The organism is Polaribacter litoreus (genome assembly GCF_054584775.1).
The window spans coordinates 165,014-186,561 of record NZ_JBTLRD010000002.1; the positions used below are offsets into that span (position 1 = coordinate 165,014).

Consider the following 21,548-nt stretch of genomic DNA (forward strand, 5'->3'; position numbering starts at 1 on the left):
TACCTATAAGTAACTTTCAGGTTTTTAAAACCTGAAAGCTCTATTATTTACACCATATAATTATGAAAAAAATATTTTTATTCTTAAGTCTAGTAGCATTTTATAGTTGTGCTACATCAGAAAAAAAAGATGATAAAAAAACGACCCAAAAAGAATTTGTTTGGGAAGGAGCAAATATCTATTTCTTGTTAACCGATCGTTTTAATAACGGTGATACAAAAAATGATATTAACTTTAATAGAACCAAAGAAACAGGAAAATTACGTGGTTTTGAAGGTGGAGATCTCAAAGGAATTACCCAAAAAATTAAAGAAGGCTATTTTACCAAATTAGGAATCAATGCCATTTGGATGACTCCGATTGTTGAGCAAATTCACGGAAGTACAGACGAAGGAACAGGCGTTTCTTACGGTTTTCATGGTTATTGGGCCAAAGATTGGACCAAAATCGATCCAAATTATGGAACCAAAGAAGATTTAAAAGAATTGGTAGCTGTTGCACATAAAAACGGAATTAGAATTTTGTTAGATGCTGTCATCAATCACACAGGGCCTGTTACCGAAAAAGATCCTGTTTGGCCAAGCAATTGGGTAAGAACAGAACCAAAATGCGAATACAATAATTACGAAAATACCATTAGTTGTACTTTGGTAAACAACTTGCCAGATATTAAAACAGAAAGTAATGAAACTGTAGATTTACCTCCGCAATTAGTTGCAAAATGGAAAGCAGAAGGACGTTATGAACAAGAAGTTAAAGAATTAAATGAATTCTTTGCAAGAACTGGACATCCAAGAGCACCGCGTTTTTACATCATGAAATGGTTGACAGATTATATTACTGAATTCGGAATTGATGGCTACAGAGTAGATACTGTAAAGCACACAGAAGAATATGTTTGGCAAGAATTTAAGCAAGCATGTGATTTTGCTTTTGCGGAATTCAAGAAAAATAATCCTGATAAAATTTTAGATGATACCCATTTTTATTTAGTTGGTGAGGTTTATAATTATGCAATTTCTCACGGAAAAGCTTTTGATTTTGGTGATAAAAAAGTCAATTATTTTGACAATGCTTTCAACAGTTTAATCAATTTTGAAATTAAATGGAATGCCAAACAAATGCCAGCAGCCGCTGTTTTTAAGAAATACGATAGTATTTTACAAAATGATTTAAAAGATTATGGCGTATTAAATTACATGACTTCTCATGATGATGGGCAACCTTTTGATAAAGAAAGAAAATTGCCTTACAAAACAGCAACCATGCTATTTTTAACACCAGGAACTGCACAGGTTTATTATGGTGATGAATCTGCAAGACCTTTAATAATTGAAGGAACTGTTGGTGATGCCACTTTACGTTCTACGATGAATTGGGATGCTATTGATGCTGATGCAGAAACTCAGAAAATTATGCAACACTGGCAAAAATTAGGTCAGTTTAGAGCCAATCATATGGCTGTTGGTGCTGGTAAACATCAAGTAATTTCAGAAGAAAATGGATTGGTTTTTTCTAGAGTTAGAAATGATGATCAAGTTGTTATCGGAATTGATTTGCCAAAAGGAAACAAAGAAATAGAAGTTGCTTCCCAATTTAAAAATGGAACGCAATTGCATGATTTTTATTCAAACCAAACCCTTGAGGTAAAAGACGGAAAGGTAGCACTAAACTCAGATTTTGATATGGTTCTTCTAGAAAAAAAATAATGATAAAAAAACAGTTTTAATTATTTTAGGTGCTGTAATTACATTTATTGCTTATGATCTAAAGTTTTTTGTTATATCATAAAAAGATTACGAGGAAGATAATCATAAGTTGTAAAATTTGGTGTTGAGTTTTCATTTAGCATTAGGTGGTGGTTTAGCAATCAGTATAAAAAAGAAAGATTAACTGAATAATTTTAGCATAAAAAAACCGAGCATTTGCTCTAGTCATGGTCGGAATTTCTTCCGACTATTTTTTTAGGTTTCAAAATGGTCTAATTTTCCTTCACATTTTAGAACTATAATAGCAATAGCTAAATTTCTGAGTTCCACCTTAAATCTTCTTTTAACGGTTTTAATCATCTTGATGGGGTAGATTTTTACATTTCATAAAATAAGTTTATCTTGCAATTGTTATGCATGCATAATAAATTAAAAAAAGTTTTTGTTTTAAACAAGAATTCAGATAAAACTCTTATTCCTGTAAAAATGGGAATTTAACATTATAATTATGAAATATCCACACATTTTCGAGCCATTAGATTTAGGATTTACCACATTAAAAAATAGAATTTTAATGGGGTCTATGCATACAGGTTTAGAAGAGGAGAAAAAAGGCTATGAAAAAATGGCAGTATATTTTGCTGAAAGAGCAAAAGGAGGTGTAGGATTAATTGTAACTGGAGGAATAGCACCAAACATACAAGGCTGGACAGCACCTTTTTCAGCAAGGCTAAGTTCAAAAAAACATGTTACCAACCACCAAAAGGTTACCAAAGCGGTTCATGACGAAGGAGGTAAAATATGTATGCAAATTTTACATTCAGGGCGTTATGGGTATCATCCTTTTAATGTAGCACCATCAAAAATAAAAGCACCTATAAATCCTTTTAAACCTTTTAAGTTGAGTGGTTTTGGAATTAAAAAAACAGTAAGAGATTTTGTAAACTGTGCAAAATTGGCTTTAGAATCTGGTTATGATGGGGTAGAAATAATGGGCTCTGAAGGGTATTTAATCAATCAATTTATAGCAAAAAGAACCAACAATAGAACTGATAATTATGGTGGGAGTTATAAAAATAGGATGCGACTTCCTGTTGAAATTGTTACCAAAATTAGACAAGCTGTAGGGGGTAAATTCATCATCATCTACAGATTATCTATGTTAGATTTGGTAGAAAAAGGGAGTTCTTGGGAAGAGGTTGTAGAGTTAGGAAAAGAAATTGAAAAAGCTGGCGCAACCATTATTAATACAGGAATTGGATGGCACGAATCTCGTATTCCTACAATTGCAACTTCTGTGCCAAGGGCAGCATTTACTTGGGTAACTAAAAAAATGAAAGAAGAAATTAAAATCCCTCTAATTACTTCTAATAGAATAAACATGCCAGAAACTGCAGAAAAAGTTTTGGCAGAAGGTCATGCAGATTTGGTTTCTATGGCACGTCCTTTTTTAGCAGATCCAGAATGGGTAAATAAAGCTAAAGCAGAAAAAGAAAATGAAATTAATACTTGTATTGCTTGTAACCAAGCGTGTTTAGATCACGCATTTCAGAAAAAAGTAGCAAGTTGTTTGGTAAATCCGAGAGCTTGTCACGAAACAGAATTGAATTACAAAATGACTTCAAATCCTAAAAAAATTGCGGTTATTGGTGCAGGACCAGCGGGTTTGGCTGCCTCTACAATTGCTGCTCAAAGAGGTCATATAGTTTCCTTATTTGATGCTGATTTAGAAATCGGAGGACAATTTAATATGGCAAAACAAATTCCTGGAAAAGAAGAGTTTTATGAAACCATTAGGTATTTTAAAAAGCAAATCGATTTGAATAATGTTAAAGTAAAACTGAATACAAAAGTTTCGGTCTCCGATTTAGAAAGTTCTGATTTTGATGAAATTATTCTAGCAACAGGCATCAAACCAAGAGTACTAAAAATTGAAGGAATCCATCATAAAAAAGTATTGAGTTATATTGATGTGTTAAAACATAAAAAACCTGTGGGTAAAAGAGTGGCTGTGATTGGTGCAGGAGGCATTGGTTTTGATGTTTCAGAATATTTAACACATCAAGGCGAATCTACGTCTAAAAATATTGAAGCTTGGTTGCAAGAGTGGGGCATAGATAAATCGCTTTCGGCAAGAAGTGGAATAGAAGGTATAACACCCGATTTTCACCCTGCTTCTAGAGAAATTTTTATGTTTAAAAGAAGCAAAGGAAAGTTTGGTGGCAATCTTGGTAAAACTACAGGGTGGATTCATAGAGCTAATTTAAAAAAGAAAAAAGTACAATTTATTGGTGAGGTTTCTTATACTAAAATTGATGATCAAGGCTTACATTATACTCAAAATGAAGTGCAAAAAGTTTTAGATGTAGATCATATTATTATTTGTGCTGGTCAAACTCCGTTTAAAGAATTGTATCAACCCTTATTAGATTTAGGTAAAAAAGTACATGTTATTGGTGGTGCAGATTTTGCTAGCGAATTAGATGCAAAAAGGGCTATTGATCAAGGAGCAAGGTTGGCTGCTGAGTTGTAAAAAATAATTAGTTACAATAGCAAGTTTTCTTAAAGAATAGCATCTAAATAGATAAATCAATTTAATAAACAAAAAATGAAAAATATTATAATATTAGTACTGTTTACAAGTAGTGTGGTCTATGCTCAGAGAGGTGGTGGAATGGAAAGAGGGCAGCAACAAAATCAAAACATGCAATCTAGGGCTAGAGAAATAAAAGAATTTAAAGCTAGTGATATAGCAGGTATTTTTTATTATGATGTAAAAACTGTAATTAAAAAAATAAAAGTTAAAGATAAAGAGCTTAAAAACAAAGTTTCTAAAACCTTAAAAGATTATAATTTTAAAATTAAAGAAATTGCATTTTTAAACAGCGATAATTTTAAATCACTTGATATTTTAATGAAATCTAACAGAGGCAATACAAGAAATGCAAGACAACAAAATAATAGCAGCCAACAGCCAAGAGAAGCAGATAGTTTGAGAATAAAAGTGCGAGAAATTATAAGACCGATAAAAAGAAATGTTCGTAAAAACGAAGAAGTTTTAAACGAAAATTTAGCTAGTATTTTGTCAGAAAAACAAAATAAAAAATGGTTAAAATATCAAAAAAGCCAAAAAGAAAAACTAGCACCCCAAAAACCTCAAAATAATAATAGAACAATGCAACAACGAGCACGCACATTTCAGAGTGCTGGAAGAAGGTTTTAACACTCTAAAAATACCAAGCTTAAAAATCTTCAAATAGCAATCATTACCTATTTTGTATAGCTAATATCCCTATTTTTTCTGATATTTGTAATTCAACTAATTCAATACAGATTATGGCGATGAATAAAAATACAGTCCTTGGGTGGGCTACAATGTTAATGATTGCAATGGGAGTGATATTAATTTTAATGGGCGCTACTAGATACGAAGATGTTGCTGGTTGGGGATTTGCAACAGTTGGTATTGGTTTTTTTTGCATAGCTTGGGTATTTAATGCCTTAAAAGGAAGAGTCTAAACAAGTCTACAATTTCAGTAGCATTTTCAGTTTAATTATTTTAAAGATTACAATACATGAGCGACGATAAAAAAGTCATCTTTTCGATGAATAAGGTTTCTAAAACCTATCAATCTACAGGAAAACAAGTTTTAAAAGATATTTATTTAAGTTTTTTTTACGGAGCCAAAATCGGGATTCTTGGTTTAAACGGATCAGGTAAATCAACCTTATTAAAAATTATTGCAGGTGTAGAAAAGAATTTTCAGGGTGATGTTACTTTTTCACCTGGTTATAAAGTAGGATACTTAGAGCAAGAGCCACAACTAGACCCAGAAAAAACAGTATTAGAAATTGTAAAAGAAGGGGTTGCAGAAACGGTTGCCATTTTAGATGAATACAACAAAATCAACGATATGTTCGGTTTAGAAGAGGTGTATTCTGATGCAGATAAAATGGAAAAGCTAATGAACCAACAAGCAGAATTACAAGATAAAATTGATGCTGCTAACGCATGGGAATTAGATACCAAACTAGAAATTGCCATGGATGCGTTACGAACGCCTGATTCTGATAAAAAAATCGGAGTACTTTCTGGTGGTGAAAAAAGACGTGTGGCTTTATGTAGACTGTTACTACAAGAACCAGAAATTTTATTGTTAGATGAGCCTACCAACCACTTAGATGCAGAATCCGTACATTGGTTAGAGCATCATTTAGCACAGTATAAAGGAACTGTAATTGCGGTAACGCATGATAGATATTTCTTAGATAATGTTGCAGGTTGGATTTTAGAACTCGATAGAGGAGAAGGTATTCCTTGGAAAGGAAATTACTCTTCTTGGTTAGATCAAAAATCACAACGATTGGCGCAAGAAAGCAAAACAGCTTCTAAACGTCAAAAGACATTAGAACGCGAGTTAGATTGGGTGCGTCAAGGGGCAAAAGGGCGTCAAACAAAGCAAAAAGCACGTTTGAAGAATTACGAAAAGTTAATGAGCCAAGATCAGAAACAAGTAGATGCTAAATTGGAAATTTATATTCCTAATGGTCCAAGACTAGGAACCAATGTAATTGAAGCAACAGGGGTTTCTAAAGCCTATGGCGATAAATTACTCTACGAAGAGTTAGCTTTTAATTTGCCACAAGCAGGAATCGTGGGAATTATTGGGCCAAATGGGGCAGGAAAAACAACTATTTTTAGAATGATAATGGGCGAAGAAACGCCTGATAAAGGAAGTTTTAAAGTAGGTGAAACTGCTAAACTGGCCTACGTAGATCAAGCACACTCAGATATTGATCCTAATAAAACCATTTGGGAAAACTTTTCTGATGGTCAAGATTTGGTAATGATGGGGGGCAGACAAGTAAATTCGAGAGCCTATTTAAGTCGATTTAATTTTTCTGGGAGTGAGCAAAACAAAAAAGTGGCTACACTTTCTGGTGGAGAGAGAAACAGATTGCATTTGGCAATGACCTTAAAAGAAGAAGGCAATGTTTTACTTTTAGATGAGCCCACCAACGATTTAGATGTAAATACCTTAAGAGCCTTAGAAGAAGGATTGGAAAACTTTGCAGGATGTGCAGTCGTAATTTCTCACGATAGATGGTTTTTAGATAGAATTTGTACTCATATTTTAGCTTTTGAAGGCGATAGCCAAGTGTATTTCTTTGAAGGTTCTTTCTCTGATTATGAAGAGAATAAAAAGAAACGTTTAGGTGGAGATTTAATGCCAAAACGTATCAAATACAAAAAATTGATTCGATAAACCAACCAATTTGTGCCTATCTTAAATAATAAAACCTTCATTCTTTTTTTAAGAATGAAGGTTTTAAATATTCAAATAATTAAAAAGTTGGGGGGTCAACGTTAATTAGATATTCAAAGATAATAATTTGATAAATAGTATGATAGGGGAAAAACCCTGTTTTTAAAACAGAAAAGAGACGGTCTAAAAAAGTATTAAAAAGTGTTATTTCGATTGTAATTGAGAATCTTATTTATTAATAAATAAATGTACAGGTTTTTCAACTTCGCTCAATATGACCTATAAATCTACTTTTCAGAAAGTCTCTTTTTTGTCAACTCTCAAATAGTTAGAAATCTACTAAAAAATTGCAATGTAAAAATGCATCTCATAATGCTTTTTCATACAAATGAAGTATAAAATATTGTTAGTTGTAAAACAAAATTTTATGCTAAAAATGTTATAAATAGTTAAAGTTTATTTTGTTTAACAAATTTTATTTATTTTTAAACAAAAATAGAATCATGAAAGTATCTTCATTTGTATACATCGCTATAACAACATTTATCTTGTTTTTTGTAACCATTCTTAGTGCTTTAAACTACTCATTTAGTTGGATATTTTATTTAACAGTTCTAGGTCAGTTTTTTGTGTTAGTTATGGTGTATAGGGTTTTAAAAGACAAATACACAACCAACAAAACTTTTGAGCATTTTTATGAAGATGCTCCTATACGTGTTGATGAAATCACAAAAGAAAAGTTTAGAAGCTCATAAATAGTGTGGGTTTTTTGTAATCATTTATAGTAAAAACAAAGTATTCATCTAAGGTTTTTTACATCACTAAAACAACATTCAATTTTTGTTTTCAGACTTATATAAAGAAGTCAAAACTTCTACAAAAAAAGACTCCAAACAAGCTAAATATTTAGAAATCTTTACAGTTTAAAATCGTTTTAAGAAGAAACAAATAAAGCACTAAAAATGGTAATTCAATTTTGTTTCATTCAATTTTTTTTAAAAAAAGAACTAAAAATAAATTAATGTTAAACTATTGGTTTTTATATCAAACATCCACCTAAAAGTCACTTATTCGTAATGTTAAAGAGTATCTTTGTACAAAATTTTTGAATCAAAAATTTTATAATAAAAAGATACCAAAAAAATGAATACACTATTTACAGAAGCTAGTTTTCAGAATATGACAAATGTAGCTAATCGCTATGGGATTAGCGTAAACGCAGTTACTGATTTAACCCAAGCTTTAATGCGAAGTGGAGGAAGCATGGCACAATTTAACATTCAAGAATTAGGTGGTGGAGGCCAATGGATGTTAGGAGGAATGACAATGGTAGGCGATATGTTTAACAATGGCTTAAAAGCAACTGTAGACGGTTTATGTTTAGAGCTTTATAACTTGATTAATAATGGAGGCATACAATACAAACCGTTGCCAAAAGTAAAGCATCAAAACGGATCAATGTCTGGCAATGCTGGGAATTGGTGGGGAGATTTAGGTTTTCCAAACTCCACAGGAAGTCAGAATAATACCAGTTATGCTATTTTTTCACAAATCAATCGATTGGCAATTCAAGAAAACGGAAAAGTAACTGTTTTTGATACGTTAGATCATCAAATTGGAGGTACAGGACAACAACAAGGAGGTTCGTATTCAGTTTCGTTTACTAGTCAATATGGTACTGTAGATTTGAATCAGTTACCCATTGTTTCTGGAGGTGAAAATAGGCCACAACCAATACAAAACAACAATACTGTTGTACAGCAACAACCACAGCAAAATTTTCAAGAACCGATTGAAAATGTTGCGCAAAATAGCAATACAACCAACGTTGTTGAGGAAGATATTTTTATGAAAATAGAAAAAATGGCAGGTCTAAAAGATAAAGGTATTTTAACAGAACAAGAGTTTGAAAATAAAAAAGCAGAGCTGTTAAGTAGATTATAAATTCGGGGTTTAATTTATAAACGGCAAACACTTCTTACAGAGGTTTTTGCCGTTTTTTTGTGGATTATTAATTCCGTTTTCTTGTCATTTCGACCTTGTGGAGAAATTTCAAAGTAAGTTTATTGCAGATTTCTCGATTTCATTGCATTACACTCGAAAAGACATTTCACTTTTTAATTGTGTTTTGTTGTCATTTCGACCTTGTGGAGAAATCTCAAAGTAACTTGAATCATTCTTATTTGACATTCCATCATAATCAATTCGTTTTGTATAAGTATGAAGTAAATTTTCAATTGAGTTATTAATCATATTCTTTTTCAAATTATATCATATTTTTAATAGCATAATATTATATTTAAATATACAAAAAATTACCTTTTCAACTTTTACCCAATCCAAACACTTTTCCCAACTTATCAACAGAAAAAATAGAAAAAGTTCCGTTTAAAATTCAGCAAAATAATGGCACAAGCAGCATTGCATCAGGATCCATCTTTTATCGCGTCTTGATGCAACTTGTATTCCATCAGGTTCTGATGCGAATTGCATCAGGGTGTAATTTTGGTGTTTTCAAAATATTGATAATCAATAGTTTAAAAACGATTAAAAATTGTAGAAAAATCATTTAAAAAAAGAGTAGAATTTACTGCTAAGCATAAAGTTATTAACAAACTTTATTTGAATAGACATCGTATTTTAAATCCATATAAAAACATGGTAATCAGTGTAATAAACTATTGTTTAACAGTTGAATATCATTAAGTAAAGCTTAGTGTATTTTATAAAACGCTAATAAAGTCTACTTTTGGTAGCTGATATCTTTTATATTCATAAATATTAAGAAAAATGGCAAAAACATTATTTGACAAAGTATGGGATTCGCACGTTGTTCGTCAAGTTAAAGACGGACCAGATGTGTTTTTTATAGATCGTCATTTTATCCACGAAGTTACAAGTCCTGTAGCTTTTTTAGGATTAGAAAGTAGAGGAAACAGTGTAGTATATCCAGAACGCACATTTGCAACTGCAGATCATAATACACCAACTATAAATCAACATTTACCTGTGGCAGATCCTTTATCTGCAAATCAGTTAAAAGCATTAGAAAACAATGCTGCAAAATATGGTATTTCTCACTGGGGTTTAGGTGATGTGAATAACGGAATTGTACACGTTGTAGGACCTGAAAACGGAATTACCTTACCTGGAGCAACCATTGTTTGTGGAGATTCGCATACATCTACACATGGTGCTTTTGGTGCGATTGCTTTTGGTATTGGTACATCTGAGGTAGAAATGGTTTTGTCTACACAATGTATTATGCAACCTAAACCTAAAAAAATGCGTATTAACGTAAATGGTAAATTAGGTTTAGGGGTAACTCCTAAAGATGTTGCTTTATACATCATTTCTAAGCAAACAACTTCTGGAGCTACTGGTTATTTTGTAGAATATGCAGGTGATGTTTTCGAAGACATGACTATGGAAGGACGTATGACTGTGTGTAACTTATCTATTGAGATGGGAGCACGTGGTGGAATGATTGCACCCGATGCTAAAACTTTTGAATATATTAAAGGTCGTTCTCAAACTCCTAAAGGAGCAGATTGGGACAAAGCCATGAAATATTGGGAAACTTTATATACTGATGAAGGAGCTGAGTTTGATGTAGAATTCAATTACGAAGCATCAGATATTGAGCCAATGATTACTTATGGTACAAATCCAGGAATGGGAATTGGCGTTACAAAATCAATACCAAATGCTGAAACTGTAGAAGGTGGCGTAGAGACGTATAAAAAATCTTTAGGTTATATGTCTTTTAACGAAGGCGAAGCAATGATTGGTAAAGAAATCGACTTTGTATTTTTAGGATCTTGTACTAATGGTAGAATTGAAGATTTTAGAGCATTTTGTTCTATTGTAAAAGGACGTAAAAAAGCAGACAATGTTACTGCTTGGTTAGTTCCAGGATCTCATAAAGTGGTAGATCAAATAAAAGCAGAAGGTTTAGATAAAATTATTGATGAGGCAGGTTTTGTGTTAAGAGAACCAGGTTGTTCTGCATGTTTGGCTATGAATGATGATAAAATCCCTTCAGGAAAATTATCAGTTTCTACATCAAACAGAAACTTTGAAGGACGTCAAGGACCAGGTTCTAGAACATTATTAGCATCTCCTTTAGTAGCAGCAGCATCTGCAGTAGAAGGTAAAGTTACAGATCCAAGAACGCTTTTGGTATAGTTTGCAGTTAGCAGTAAGCAGTTTTTCAGTCAAAAACTGATGTTCTGCTAGTGAAATAAAATTTAAAATAATTATAATGACTGCCAACTGAATACTGGCAGACTGAATACTTAAAATATGGCTTACGATAAATTTAATGTATTAACAAGTACAGCATATCCATTACCAACCGAAAATGTAGATACAGATCAAATTATTCCTGCTCGTTTTTTAAAAGCAACAGAGCGTAAAGATTTTGATATCAATTTTTTCCGTGATTGGAGATTTGAACAAGATGGAACACCAAAACCAGATTTTCCATTAAATAAAGAAATTTATGCAGGTTCTAAAATTTTAGTAGGAGGTAGAAACTTCGGTTCTGGTTCTTCTAGAGAGCACGCAGCTTGGTCTGTGTACGATTTTGGTTTACGTTGCGTTATTTCATCAGCATTTGCAGATATTTTTAAAAACAACTGTTTAAATGTTGGAGTTTTACCTGTGCAAGTTTCTCCAGAATTTGCAGATAAATTGTTTGATGCAATTTTTGCAGACCCAAAAACAGAAATAAAAGTAGATTTACCTAATCAAACAGTAACGTTAGTTGCAACTGGTGAGTCTGAGTCTTTTGACATCAATAGCTACAAAAAAGACAATATGTTAAATGGTTTTGATGATATCGATTATTTAAAAAACATCGAAAACGAAATTTCGGCATTTGCTGAAACAAGACCATTTTAAAACAGTTTTGTAAAAAAATGTCATTCCGAGTGAAGCGATAGCGAAATCGAGGAATCTCTAGTTCATTAGATTTCTCCACAAGGTCGAAATGACAAGCAATTATCATTTTGATTAAAGTGATAACGAAATCGAGGAATCTCTAGTTTTTTAGATTTCTCAATCTCAGTTGAAATGACAGATAAATTATTTAGGTTTTCAAAATTGATGAAATGACCCAAAGAGTGATAGAAATAATGGATACGACACTGCGTGATGGAGAACAAACATCAGGAGTGTCGTTTTCAGTTTCCGAAAAACTAACAATTGCTAAATTACTTTTAGAAGAATTAAAAGTAGATCGAATAGAAATTGCATCTGCAAGGGTTTCTGAAGGAGAGTTAGAAGCGGTTAAAAAAATTACTTCTTGGGCATCCGAAAATAATTTTTTAGATAAAATAGAAGTATTAACTTTTGTTGATGGTGGAAAATCTATAGATTGGATGATGGCTTCTGGAGCAAAAGTTCAGAATCTGTTAACCAAAGGTTCTTTAAATCATTTAACGCATCAACTTAAAAAAACGCCAGAACAACATTTTGCAGATATTAAGGCAACTATTGAGTTAGCTGCTAAAAATAATATTAAAACCAATGTGTATTTGGAAGATTGGTCTAATGGAATGCGTAGTTCTAAAGCATACGTTTTCGAGTATTTAGATTTTTTAACTACTCAAAAAATAGAGCGAGTTTTATTACCAGATACTTTAGGAGTTTTAACTCCAGAAGAAACGTTTAAATTCATTAGTGAGGTTAAAGAAAAGTACCCAAACTTGCCTATCGATTTTCACGGACATAATGATTATGATTTAGGTGTTGCTAATGTTATGGAAGCTGTAAAAGCGGGTACAAATGGTTTGCATTTAACCATAAATGGGATGGGCGAGCGTGCAGGAAATGCACCTATGGCTAGTGTAATTGCAGTAATTAATGATTTTTTAGAGAATGTAAAAGTAAATACTAACGAAAAGGCTTTAAATAAAGTAAGTAAGTTAGTAGAAACGTTTTCAGGATTTCGAATTCCTGTTAATAAACCTGTTGTTGGGGCAAATGTTTTTACGCAAACTGCAGGTATTCATGCAGATGGCGATAATAAAAACAATCTGTATTTTAACGATTTAATGCCAGAACGTTTTGGTAGAAAACGTAAATACGCTTTAGGGAAGACCTCTGGTAAAGCCAACATTCAGAAAAACTTACAAGATTTAGGTTTAAGTTTAAACGACGAAGAACTTAAAAAAGTTACCCAAAGAATTATAGAATTAGGAGATAAAAAAGAAGTCGTTTCTCAAGATGATTTACCTTATATTATTTCTGATGTTTTAGATTCTGATACCATAGAAAAAAGAATTGTAGTAGAAAATTATGTATTAGGGCACGCAAAAGGAATGAAACCCTCTACAACTTTACAATTAAAAGTAGAAGGAGTTCAATACGAAGCACATGCACAAGGAGATGGACAATTTGATGCGTTTATGAATGCCTTACGTACATTATACAAAACACATAGTAAAAAAGATTTACCAGATTTGATTGATTATGGAGTTAGAATTCCTCCTGGAAGTCATTCTGATGCATTGTGTGAAACCATAATTACTTGGAAAAAAGAAGAAAAAGAATTTATAACACGTGGTTTAGACTCAGATCAAACTGTATCAGCAATAAAAGCCACTGAGAAAATGTTGAATATTATATAATAGCTTTTTGCTTTTAGTAATTAGCACTTAGCTAAGAGCCAAAAGCCAAGAGCCAAAAGCCAAAATAAAAAATGAAATTAAACATCGCATTATTAGCAGGAGATGGAATTGGTCCTGAAGTAATAGACCAAGCTGTAAAAGTATCTGATGCAATTGCAAAAAAATTTAATCACGAAATTAATTGGAGACCAGCCTTAACTGGTGCTGCTGCTATTGATGCAGTTGGTGATCCTTATCCAGATGAAACTCACGAAATTTGTGCATCTTCAGATGCTGTATTATTTGGTGCAATTGGGCATCCACGTTTCGATAATGATCCTTCTGCAAAAGTTCGTCCAGAGCAAGGTTTATTAAAAATGCGTAAAAAATTAGGTTTGTTTGCAAATGTAAGACCAACGTTTACGTTTCCTTCTTTGTTAGATAAATCACCTTTAAAAAGAGAACGAATTGAAGGTACTGATTTGGTGTTTTTACGTGAATTAACTGGAGGAATTTACTTTGGAGAAAAGGGTAGAAGAGAAGAAGGTGAAACTGCTTTTGACAATTGTGTATACACAAGAGCTGAGGTTCAAAGATTAGCAAAAAAAGGTTTCGAATTGGCAATGACACGTGGTAAAAAATTATGTTGTGTAGATAAAGCCAATGTATTAGAAACATCGCGTTTATGGAGAGAAACTGTGCAAGCAATGGAAAAAGATTATCCAGAAGTTGAGGTTTCTTATGAGTTTGTAGATGCTGTTGCAATGAGACTTGTTCAATGGCCAAATAGTTATGATGTTTTAATTACTGAAAACTTATTTGGAGACATTTTAACAGACGAAGCTTCTGTAATTTCTGGTTCTATGGGCTTAATGCCAAGTGCTTCTTTAGGTGCTGAAATTGGTTTGTTTGAGCCAATTCACGGTTCGTATCCACAAGCTACTGGATTAAATATAGCAAACCCAATGGCTACAGTGTTATCTGCAGCAATGATGTTTGAAAACTTTGGTTTACAAGCAGAAGGTAAAGCAATTCGTGATGCTGTAAATAAAGCGTTAAACGAAGGTGTGGTTACAGAAGATTTAGCAGATGGCGGAAAATCTTACGGAACTTCTGAAGTTGGAGACTGGTTAGCGGAGAATATTTAATGAAACGATTTTTTTTGTTTATATAAGCGATTAAAATAGCATCATAAGATTATTAAATGGAAGGCAGTGATTTTTTATCACTGTCTTTTTTGTATTTTCGAACTTTGTGATTTTGAATCTGTTTTAAAATTGCGATGACACATAAATTCAGCATATAATGAACTGGGAACAACTCCTTTCTTTAAAACGTTTTGGCGATACCGAAAAAAGACCAAGAATAGCGCAAGACGAAACACGTTTGGGCTTTGAAGTAGATTTTGATAGAATCATATTTTCATCAGCATTTAGAAGTTTACAAGATAAAACACAGGTAATTCCGTTATCAGAAACCGATTTTGTACATACGCGTTTAACACACAGTTTAGAAGTTTCTGTAGTGGGTAGAACTTTGGGTAGAAGAGTAGGCAAAGTGTTGTTAGAACGTCATCCAGATTTGGTAAAATTAGGCTATACTTTTAATGATTTTGGAGCCATTGTTGCTGCAGCATCCGTAACGCATGATATTGGAAATCCGCCTTTTGGGCATTCTGGAGAAAAAGCTATAGGCGAGTATTTCAAAACCGGAAAAGGAGCTAAATACAAAGACCAATTATCAGCAAAAGAATATCAAGATTTGGTTGATTTTGAAGGAAATGCAAACGGTTTTAAAATATTAACCGAAAGTAGAGCGGGTATATCAGGTGGTTTACGGTTGAGTTATGCAACTTTAGGTGCGTTTTTAAAATATCCAAAAGAGAGTTTACCTAAAAAACCAACAGCACATATTTCCGATAAAAAATATGGGTTTTTTCAATCTGAAAAATCGGAGTTTTTAGATGTAGTTCAAGAGTTAGGAATGGTGTCTAAATCTTCAGAAAACATCGCTTTTTACAGACATCCTTTAGCCTATTTGGTAGAGGCTGCAGACGATATTTGTTATACCATCATCGATTTTGAAGATGGTATCAATTTGGGGTTAATTGATGAAGATTATGCTCTGGAATATTTGTCAAAATTGATAAAAAATATCAATAGAGAAAAATATTACGAACTACAACATACCAAAGATAGAACCGCGTATTTAAGAGCAATTGCTATAAGTGCGCTTATCGATGAAGCAGTTGCCCTATTTTTAAATAACGAAAAGGCCATTTTAGAGGGTAGTTTTGAAAAATCGTTATTAGAAAAATGTAAGTACGAAGCGCAAATTAATGACATCATAGAAATTAGTAGAATAAAGATTTACAACAGTACAGAAGTTATTGAAAAAGAAGTGGCAGGCTATAGAATTATTGCAGATTTGTTAGATGTGTTTGTAAATGCTTTGAATAATAATTTTACCAACACCCAGTCTAATTTTGATAAGTTGGTGCTGAATTTATTACCAAAAGAATATCTGAGAGAAACAGATAATATATATCAAAGAATTATGCAGGTATGCAGTTATGTTTCTAGGATGTCTGATAGCTATGCCATAAGAATGCATAAAAAATTAACAGGAAATATGATTTAGAGCTTTTACAAAACACTGTTTATATTTTAAATTCAACAACCAATTTTTGGTAAGATTTTACATTTTCTGCGGTACCATAATTAAAAATAACTCTATAAGATCCAGATTGCATTCTTTGGGTTGTTTTTCTTCCATTTTTACAATTTGTTATGTTTTTATCCCAATTAAAAACATGTTGCTGATTCGCAGAGATTGATAAAACTGCTGGTGGTGGTGGGCAACCTCCACAAGGACAGTATGGCACATCGATTTTAGTCCAATTTTCGCCATCAAATTTTTCAATTTTTTTCAAAAAAGGATCAAAAACCACTAAATTATGCTTCGTGTTATTTAAGATTTTAATGTCAACTGTATTTAAAGTCATAAAATCTTTTTCGGAGTGTACAGTCCAATCTTTATTTTGAGCAGGTTCGTTTTTTTTGATCTCTTTATGAATTTTACAGTTAAATAACAATAGTAGTACTAAAAATGAGATATTTTTCATAGTATTTTATAAATTAAACACGGGTAAGATTAGCTACCCGTGTTTAAGTTTAACATTTATTTTTTAATAATTTTAAACATTTTTGTTTTACCTTCATTTAAGATTTTCATGATATAAATACCATTAGCTTCTTTAGTTAAATCTAAAGTAAAATTTTGTTGGTTAACCTCTACAGATTGTTTTTTAACAGTTCTACCTGCCAAATCATACACAGCAACTTTTAAGTCAGAAGAAAAAGTAGCCCTCATTTGTACTTCAAATACACCATTTGTTGGGTTGGCAAGAAGTCTTAATTCATTTTCATTAAAATCAGCTGTACTAAGCGTAGGTTCGCTACTACCAAATAAACTAAAAATTAATGCACCATTATTGCCACTGTCTGTCCAAGTAGTAGCAGTACCTGCTAATTCTGTTGGTGATTGTCTCATATAATCTCCATTTACAGCTGGTGTAGTAAAGAACCAAAACCACTGATTACTACCTGGATTAAATGCTTGATTGGTTCTTACAGATACCCAGTAAATTCCTGAAGATAAACTAGCAGGTGTGTCTGTGGTAATGATAAAATCTGAACTATCATTGGTAGGTACTACATTTAAATCACCCGAATTAAAAATTTCGTTTCCAGGTAAACCATTATCATCTTCATGTATTGTAAAAACGGCTAATTCAGGAGCACCACTGCTAATAGACCCTTCAACACTTACACTAGATATATCCCAAGTTTCTCCAATAGGGATTTCGAAATTATCTGCGGTTTGTATGGTTTGATCTGCAAAATCTGGGAAAATTTGAGACGAACTAGTACCTTCTACAATACCTGTTTGTCCATAAAGAGGTAAAGAAACGATAAAAGAATCTTCTACACTAAGCCCATTTGAAGTCGCTTTTATAGTAATTTGTGCCATATCAAAACTTCCAGAATAATTTAAGGATAACTCTTTTCCAGAAATTGATGCTGTAACAAAAGAAGTGTTTTTATTGTCAGTAACTTCTAAAGTAATAAGATCATCATCATTATCTGCATCTGTAAATGTATTTGTTAAATCGATTACCATAGGATTTGGGTCAGGAATACTTAAAAGCGCTATGTCATCAATAGGATTTGCTACTGTTGGTGTTTCGTCTGTAATAGTAGCTACTCCATCTATTGAGAAAAGTAATTCGAATCCTTGAGAAGTAAATGTGCCAGAACCATTGCCAGCATAACTGTTTCCATCATTAGCACTTGTATACCAAGCAAAAAGAGCTGTTGAACTATCTGTACCTGCACTTACATCAAAAGTTGGTAAAATACTAAACCAGTAGTTGCCAGAAGTTAAATTAATTGTAGAATTTAGTCTAACCGTTAACGAAGGACTGTTTTGTGTACCTCCAATAATTTGACCTTGGTTATTTAAAATAGTTTGTTGTTCTACAATAGAACCAGGTGCACCTTCATTATCATCATATATTGTGATACTTACATTTTGTAAGTTTAAAACAGCTTCACCTAATGAAAACCCAAAAGAAGTTACTGTTGAGATATCCCAGTTTTGACCACCAGGTACAATAAAATCTTCTACATTTTGATTAGTTGTATTGTTGTAAACACCCTCTAATCTACCAGATCCATTAGGAGGTCCTGGTTGATTAAAAAGAGAAATTGCAGTACTGTTAGAAGTTACATTAAATGTATCATCTACTGTTTTACCATTTGATGTTGCTCTTATTGTAATTTGAGAAGCACCAATTTTATTGGCAATAAAAGATAGTGTTAAATCACTTTCTGTTAAATTGGTGTTTACAAGTGCGTTATTACTATTATTGAATATGGTATAGGTAATGTTGCTATTATCATTATCAATATCATTAAATACATCTGATAAGTTTATATTGATATCGTCGGAATTTTCATTAACAGAGATGTCTGCGATAGGAATATTTACCACTGGTGGTATATCACCATCAAAAGTGGTAAAATTCCAAGTGCTACTTTCTGAAATTCCAGCAAAATCGTTATCAAAATTATCTTTAAAAGTACCAGCATCAATGGTGATGTAATAGGCAGTTAAAGCAGCCAAATCATTTGTAGGATTTATAATAGCTCTAGAACCAGAAATGCTTACTTGACTACTAGTAACCGAAATGTTCTCTACCAAAGAATCGTCGTTAATTAAATAAAGACCAATATTTCCAGTGCCGATATTTATAGCTTCATTAAATTGAATTTCTAAATTGGCATCTAAAGGCGTAGCAGCAGTTTCATCGTCAGTTGGATTTAAAGCTGTAATTACTGGAGCATCTGTATCATTATTTTCTGTGAATATATTTGAAGTATAAAACCCTCTACCATGCGTGGCAACAACAATCATTCCATCTACTTCTCTATATTGTATCATATCACATCTAACATTAGCTAAACCCTCATTGCTAGGTTCCCAATTTGGATTGATAGCTGTAATATCATTTGTAGACCAAATACCTAACTCAGTTGCTAATAAGACTTGATTTGTATTGTTAGGGTTAAAAAGAGCCCATCTTATAGGTATATTTGGTAATCCGTGCTCTGCTTCATCTTTATTAATCCAGGTTGTACCACCATCTATAGAATACCAAACTGATGTAATACCAAAATTAGAGTACGTAGCAATAAGTTCCATATCACTAGAACCTACATCAATAGAAGAAACATTACCTACTGATGTAATGTTACTAGTGATGTCTGTAATTACGGGTGTATCTAAATTTGCATCGTCAATTTTATAAATTATACCCCCTTCAGTACCCACAAACAAACGATTGGCAACATTGGTATTCGCTCTTATTGTTGAGGTTTGTCTCCCTCCTAAATCAATACTTGTTGCAACTTCTTCGCTTGGGCTATCTGTTTTTAAATCTCTAATTAAGGCAATCTCATCATTATCAGCAGTGCTGTATAAAATACCACTAGTGTTATCATAATCACTTTGATTGATAAAATTACCAGTTCCTAAAGTTGTTAAATTAGAAAAAGAAATACCACCATTAGAAGAATGAGCTGATCTACCATTTTGCGAAGCAACCAATTGAAAGTTTCTGTCTAATTGATCTACATGAGCAAATGCACCATCTCCACCCCAAACTTCAACTGAAGAAAAACCAAGTTCACTGGTTAGTTGTTGGGTTCCATTATCTTGGGTACCACCAATATAATAATTTGAGTTGGCTATATTATCTGTTGCTACAGCGTAAAATTGAGTTGTGGTAAAGTTTTTATCTCTAGCAGCAAATGTAGGGCTAGGAGCAATACCAAGATTTGGTGAGTAATCAAGCCCACCATCACTACCTATAAGGGCTTCTGATGGGTGATTGGGTCTAAAAACAATATTATGTATGTCTGCATGAACATATGCAATACCATCACAAGGATTGTTTTCATTAGACCATCTTGAAATTTGAGACCATGTTTGACCACCATCTTCACTTCTTGCCATATCTACACCACCAATAACCACTACATCAGGATTCGTTGGGCTTACAGCTAAGATTAAATCATACCAAGATTGACCTCTAGTTAAATGTTGTTGCGTGGTACCGCAAAATTGGTTCATTACAGGAATGGATAAGTTAGTCCATGTAGCCCCACCATCTGTAGATTTTTGTACCCAATCTGTATCGTTATCACTACCTGCAAAAACTGCGTTGGTGTTAGATGCAATTGCATAGATAATATTTGCGTCTGTTGGTGCTGTGGCCATTTCTATTCTTCCAGGGTTTACTCCTCCAGGAGGTGTAACATCTGCCCAGTTGACCCCATCATCTGTAGATTTAAAAACACTTCCAGAAGTAAAAATACCTCTAGACGCATAGATGTCTCCATTTGCTGCAATTTCAATATCTACACCTCTAGTATTTAAAACTCTAGTGAAAGAAACCCCATCATCAGTTGATCTAAAAATTCCTCCATCATTACCATTTACAGCTCTTGTAGCCGCTAAAATAGTTCCAGAAGCAGTAATTTGAATTTTTTGTATATAAGCAAATTCTGATCCAGAAGTACTAGATAATAAACTCCAAGTTTTACCAGCGTCTGTAGACTTAAAGATACCTATACCTCTTACAGATCCGCCACCAAACCAGCCTTCACCTGTACCTGCATAGAAAGTTTGAGTGTTATTTGGGTCTGCAACTAAATGTGTAATGGATAAAGTAGCTAACATATCATTAACAGCTCTCCAAGAAGAATTTGGGTCTAAAACATTATCATTTACCCAAATACCACCTGTAACACCAGCAGCAAAAACCCTTCTATTGGTTGGGTCATTAGGGTCCCAAAGTATTGCTCTTGTTCTACCACCAACATTGTCGGGGCCTATTTCTTTCCAAACAACTGGTTCTCCATTCACTATAATCGCATCAGAAGGAATGTAATTATCATTCACTTCAAAAAAACCAGTTTTATTATTAAGAATGGAATTGCCATTGCTTAGAATGGTGCTTTTGTATTGTTTAATTTCTTGAAACCTATCATGTATTAATTCAAACCCTTTTGCTACTTCCTCATAAGGTACAGTTAGCGTATTAGGGTCTACCATCATAAAATAGTTTTGTTCAGCAGCTAAATCTGGTCTATCTTTTTTTGGTATTTTTCTATAGTTGTCAACATCAATATTCCTATTATTATATGGATGTTCATCTAGGAACTTGTTAAATTTTTCTCGCTTTTCTTTTACAGCATAATCCGTTTTATTTGAATCTTCATTATGCCGAAAACCAAAATAAATGGAACAAAAAAGTAAAGTAGTAATAGCAATTTTTTTGAAGGGTAAGTTTTTTTTCATATTAAAATTAGTTTTATACGTAGCCAAGTTAT

Annotated in this window: 14 protein-coding genes; 12 read left to right on the forward strand and 2 right to left on the reverse strand. The window is 32.8% G+C overall.

All coding sequences use genetic code 11. From position 1 onward, the window contains the following. Positions 1-62 precede the first annotated feature (62 nt). From ACW9UN_RS01910 to ACW9UN_RS01965, 12 genes are all read left to right on the forward strand, one after another. Positions 63-1,709: an alpha-amylase family glycosyl hydrolase gene (locus tag ACW9UN_RS01910; protein ID WP_459483384.1), complete on the forward strand. Its 1,647-nt coding sequence runs from the start codon at positions 63-65 to the stop codon at positions 1,707-1,709. A 508-nt stretch (positions 1,710-2,217) separates the two neighbouring features. Further along, complete coding sequence (locus ACW9UN_RS01915) at positions 2,218-4,242, forward strand: oxidoreductase (RefSeq protein ID WP_459483386.1); 2,025 nt, start codon at positions 2,218-2,220, stop codon at positions 4,240-4,242. A 75-nt stretch (positions 4,243-4,317) separates the two neighbouring features. Further along, positions 4,318-4,932 carry a hypothetical protein gene (locus ACW9UN_RS01920; protein ID WP_459483388.1) on the forward strand — a complete coding sequence of 205 codons (615 nt, stop codon included), beginning with the start codon at positions 4,318-4,320 and terminating at the stop codon, positions 4,930-4,932. A gap of 113 nt (positions 4,933-5,045) precedes the next feature. Next, a complete protein-coding gene (locus tag ACW9UN_RS01925) occupies positions 5,046-5,228 on the forward strand; it encodes a CAL67264 family membrane protein (protein ID WP_397445867.1) in 183 nt (60 codons plus the stop codon). A 56-nt stretch (positions 5,229-5,284) separates the two neighbouring features. Then, a complete protein-coding gene (gene ettA, locus ACW9UN_RS01930; protein WP_459483389.1) occupies positions 5,285-6,976 on the forward strand; it encodes an energy-dependent translational throttle protein EttA in 1,692 nt (563 codons plus the stop codon). Positions 6,977-7,479: 503 nt separating this feature from the next. Then, a complete protein-coding gene (locus tag ACW9UN_RS01935; RefSeq protein WP_459483390.1) occupies positions 7,480-7,731 on the forward strand; it encodes a hypothetical protein in 252 nt (83 codons plus the stop codon). Between the two features lie 388 nt (positions 7,732-8,119). Further along, entirely contained in the window at positions 8,120-8,920 is an 801-nt protein-coding gene (locus tag ACW9UN_RS01940; protein WP_459483391.1) for an SHOCT domain-containing protein, read from the forward strand. An 846-nt stretch (positions 8,921-9,766) separates the two neighbouring features. Further along, positions 9,767-11,164, forward strand: coding sequence for a 3-isopropylmalate dehydratase large subunit (leuC, locus tag ACW9UN_RS01945; protein ID WP_459483393.1), 1,398 nt, complete (start codon positions 9,767-9,769; stop codon positions 11,162-11,164). Between the two features lie 117 nt (positions 11,165-11,281). Further along, the gene (gene leuD / locus ACW9UN_RS01950; protein WP_397445873.1) at positions 11,282-11,881 is read left to right on the forward strand and encodes a 3-isopropylmalate dehydratase small subunit; all 600 of its coding nucleotides are present in this window, start codon (positions 11,282-11,284) and stop codon (positions 11,879-11,881) included. A gap of 209 nt (positions 11,882-12,090) precedes the next feature. Beyond that, the gene (locus ACW9UN_RS01955) at positions 12,091-13,611 is read left to right on the forward strand and encodes a hydroxymethylglutaryl-CoA lyase-like TIM-barrel protein (RefSeq protein WP_459483395.1); all 1,521 of its coding nucleotides are present in this window, start codon (positions 12,091-12,093) and stop codon (positions 13,609-13,611) included. A 71-nt stretch (positions 13,612-13,682) separates the two neighbouring features. After that, positions 13,683-14,738 carry a 3-isopropylmalate dehydrogenase gene (gene leuB / locus ACW9UN_RS01960; protein ID WP_459483397.1) on the forward strand — a complete coding sequence of 352 codons (1,056 nt, stop codon included), beginning with the start codon at positions 13,683-13,685 and terminating at the stop codon, positions 14,736-14,738. 157 nt (positions 14,739-14,895) lie between these two features. Then, on the forward strand, positions 14,896-16,230 hold the full coding sequence (locus ACW9UN_RS01965) for a deoxyguanosinetriphosphate triphosphohydrolase (protein WP_459483399.1): 1,335 nt from the start codon (positions 14,896-14,898) through the stop codon (positions 16,228-16,230). A gap of 19 nt (positions 16,231-16,249) precedes the next feature. Here the strand turns inward: ACW9UN_RS01965 and ACW9UN_RS01970 are convergent, their stop codons facing one another. Both ACW9UN_RS01970 and ACW9UN_RS01975 read right to left on the reverse strand, forming a co-directional pair. Continuing rightward, complete coding sequence (locus ACW9UN_RS01970) at positions 16,250-16,714, reverse strand: hypothetical protein (RefSeq protein WP_459483401.1); 465 nt, start codon at positions 16,712-16,714, stop codon at positions 16,250-16,252. A 56-nt stretch (positions 16,715-16,770) separates the two neighbouring features. Continuing rightward, on the reverse strand, positions 16,771-21,516 hold the full coding sequence (locus ACW9UN_RS01975; protein ID WP_459483403.1) for an Ig-like domain-containing protein: 4,746 nt from the start codon (positions 21,514-21,516) through the stop codon (positions 16,771-16,773). Between the last annotated feature and the right edge of the window lie 32 nt (positions 21,517-21,548).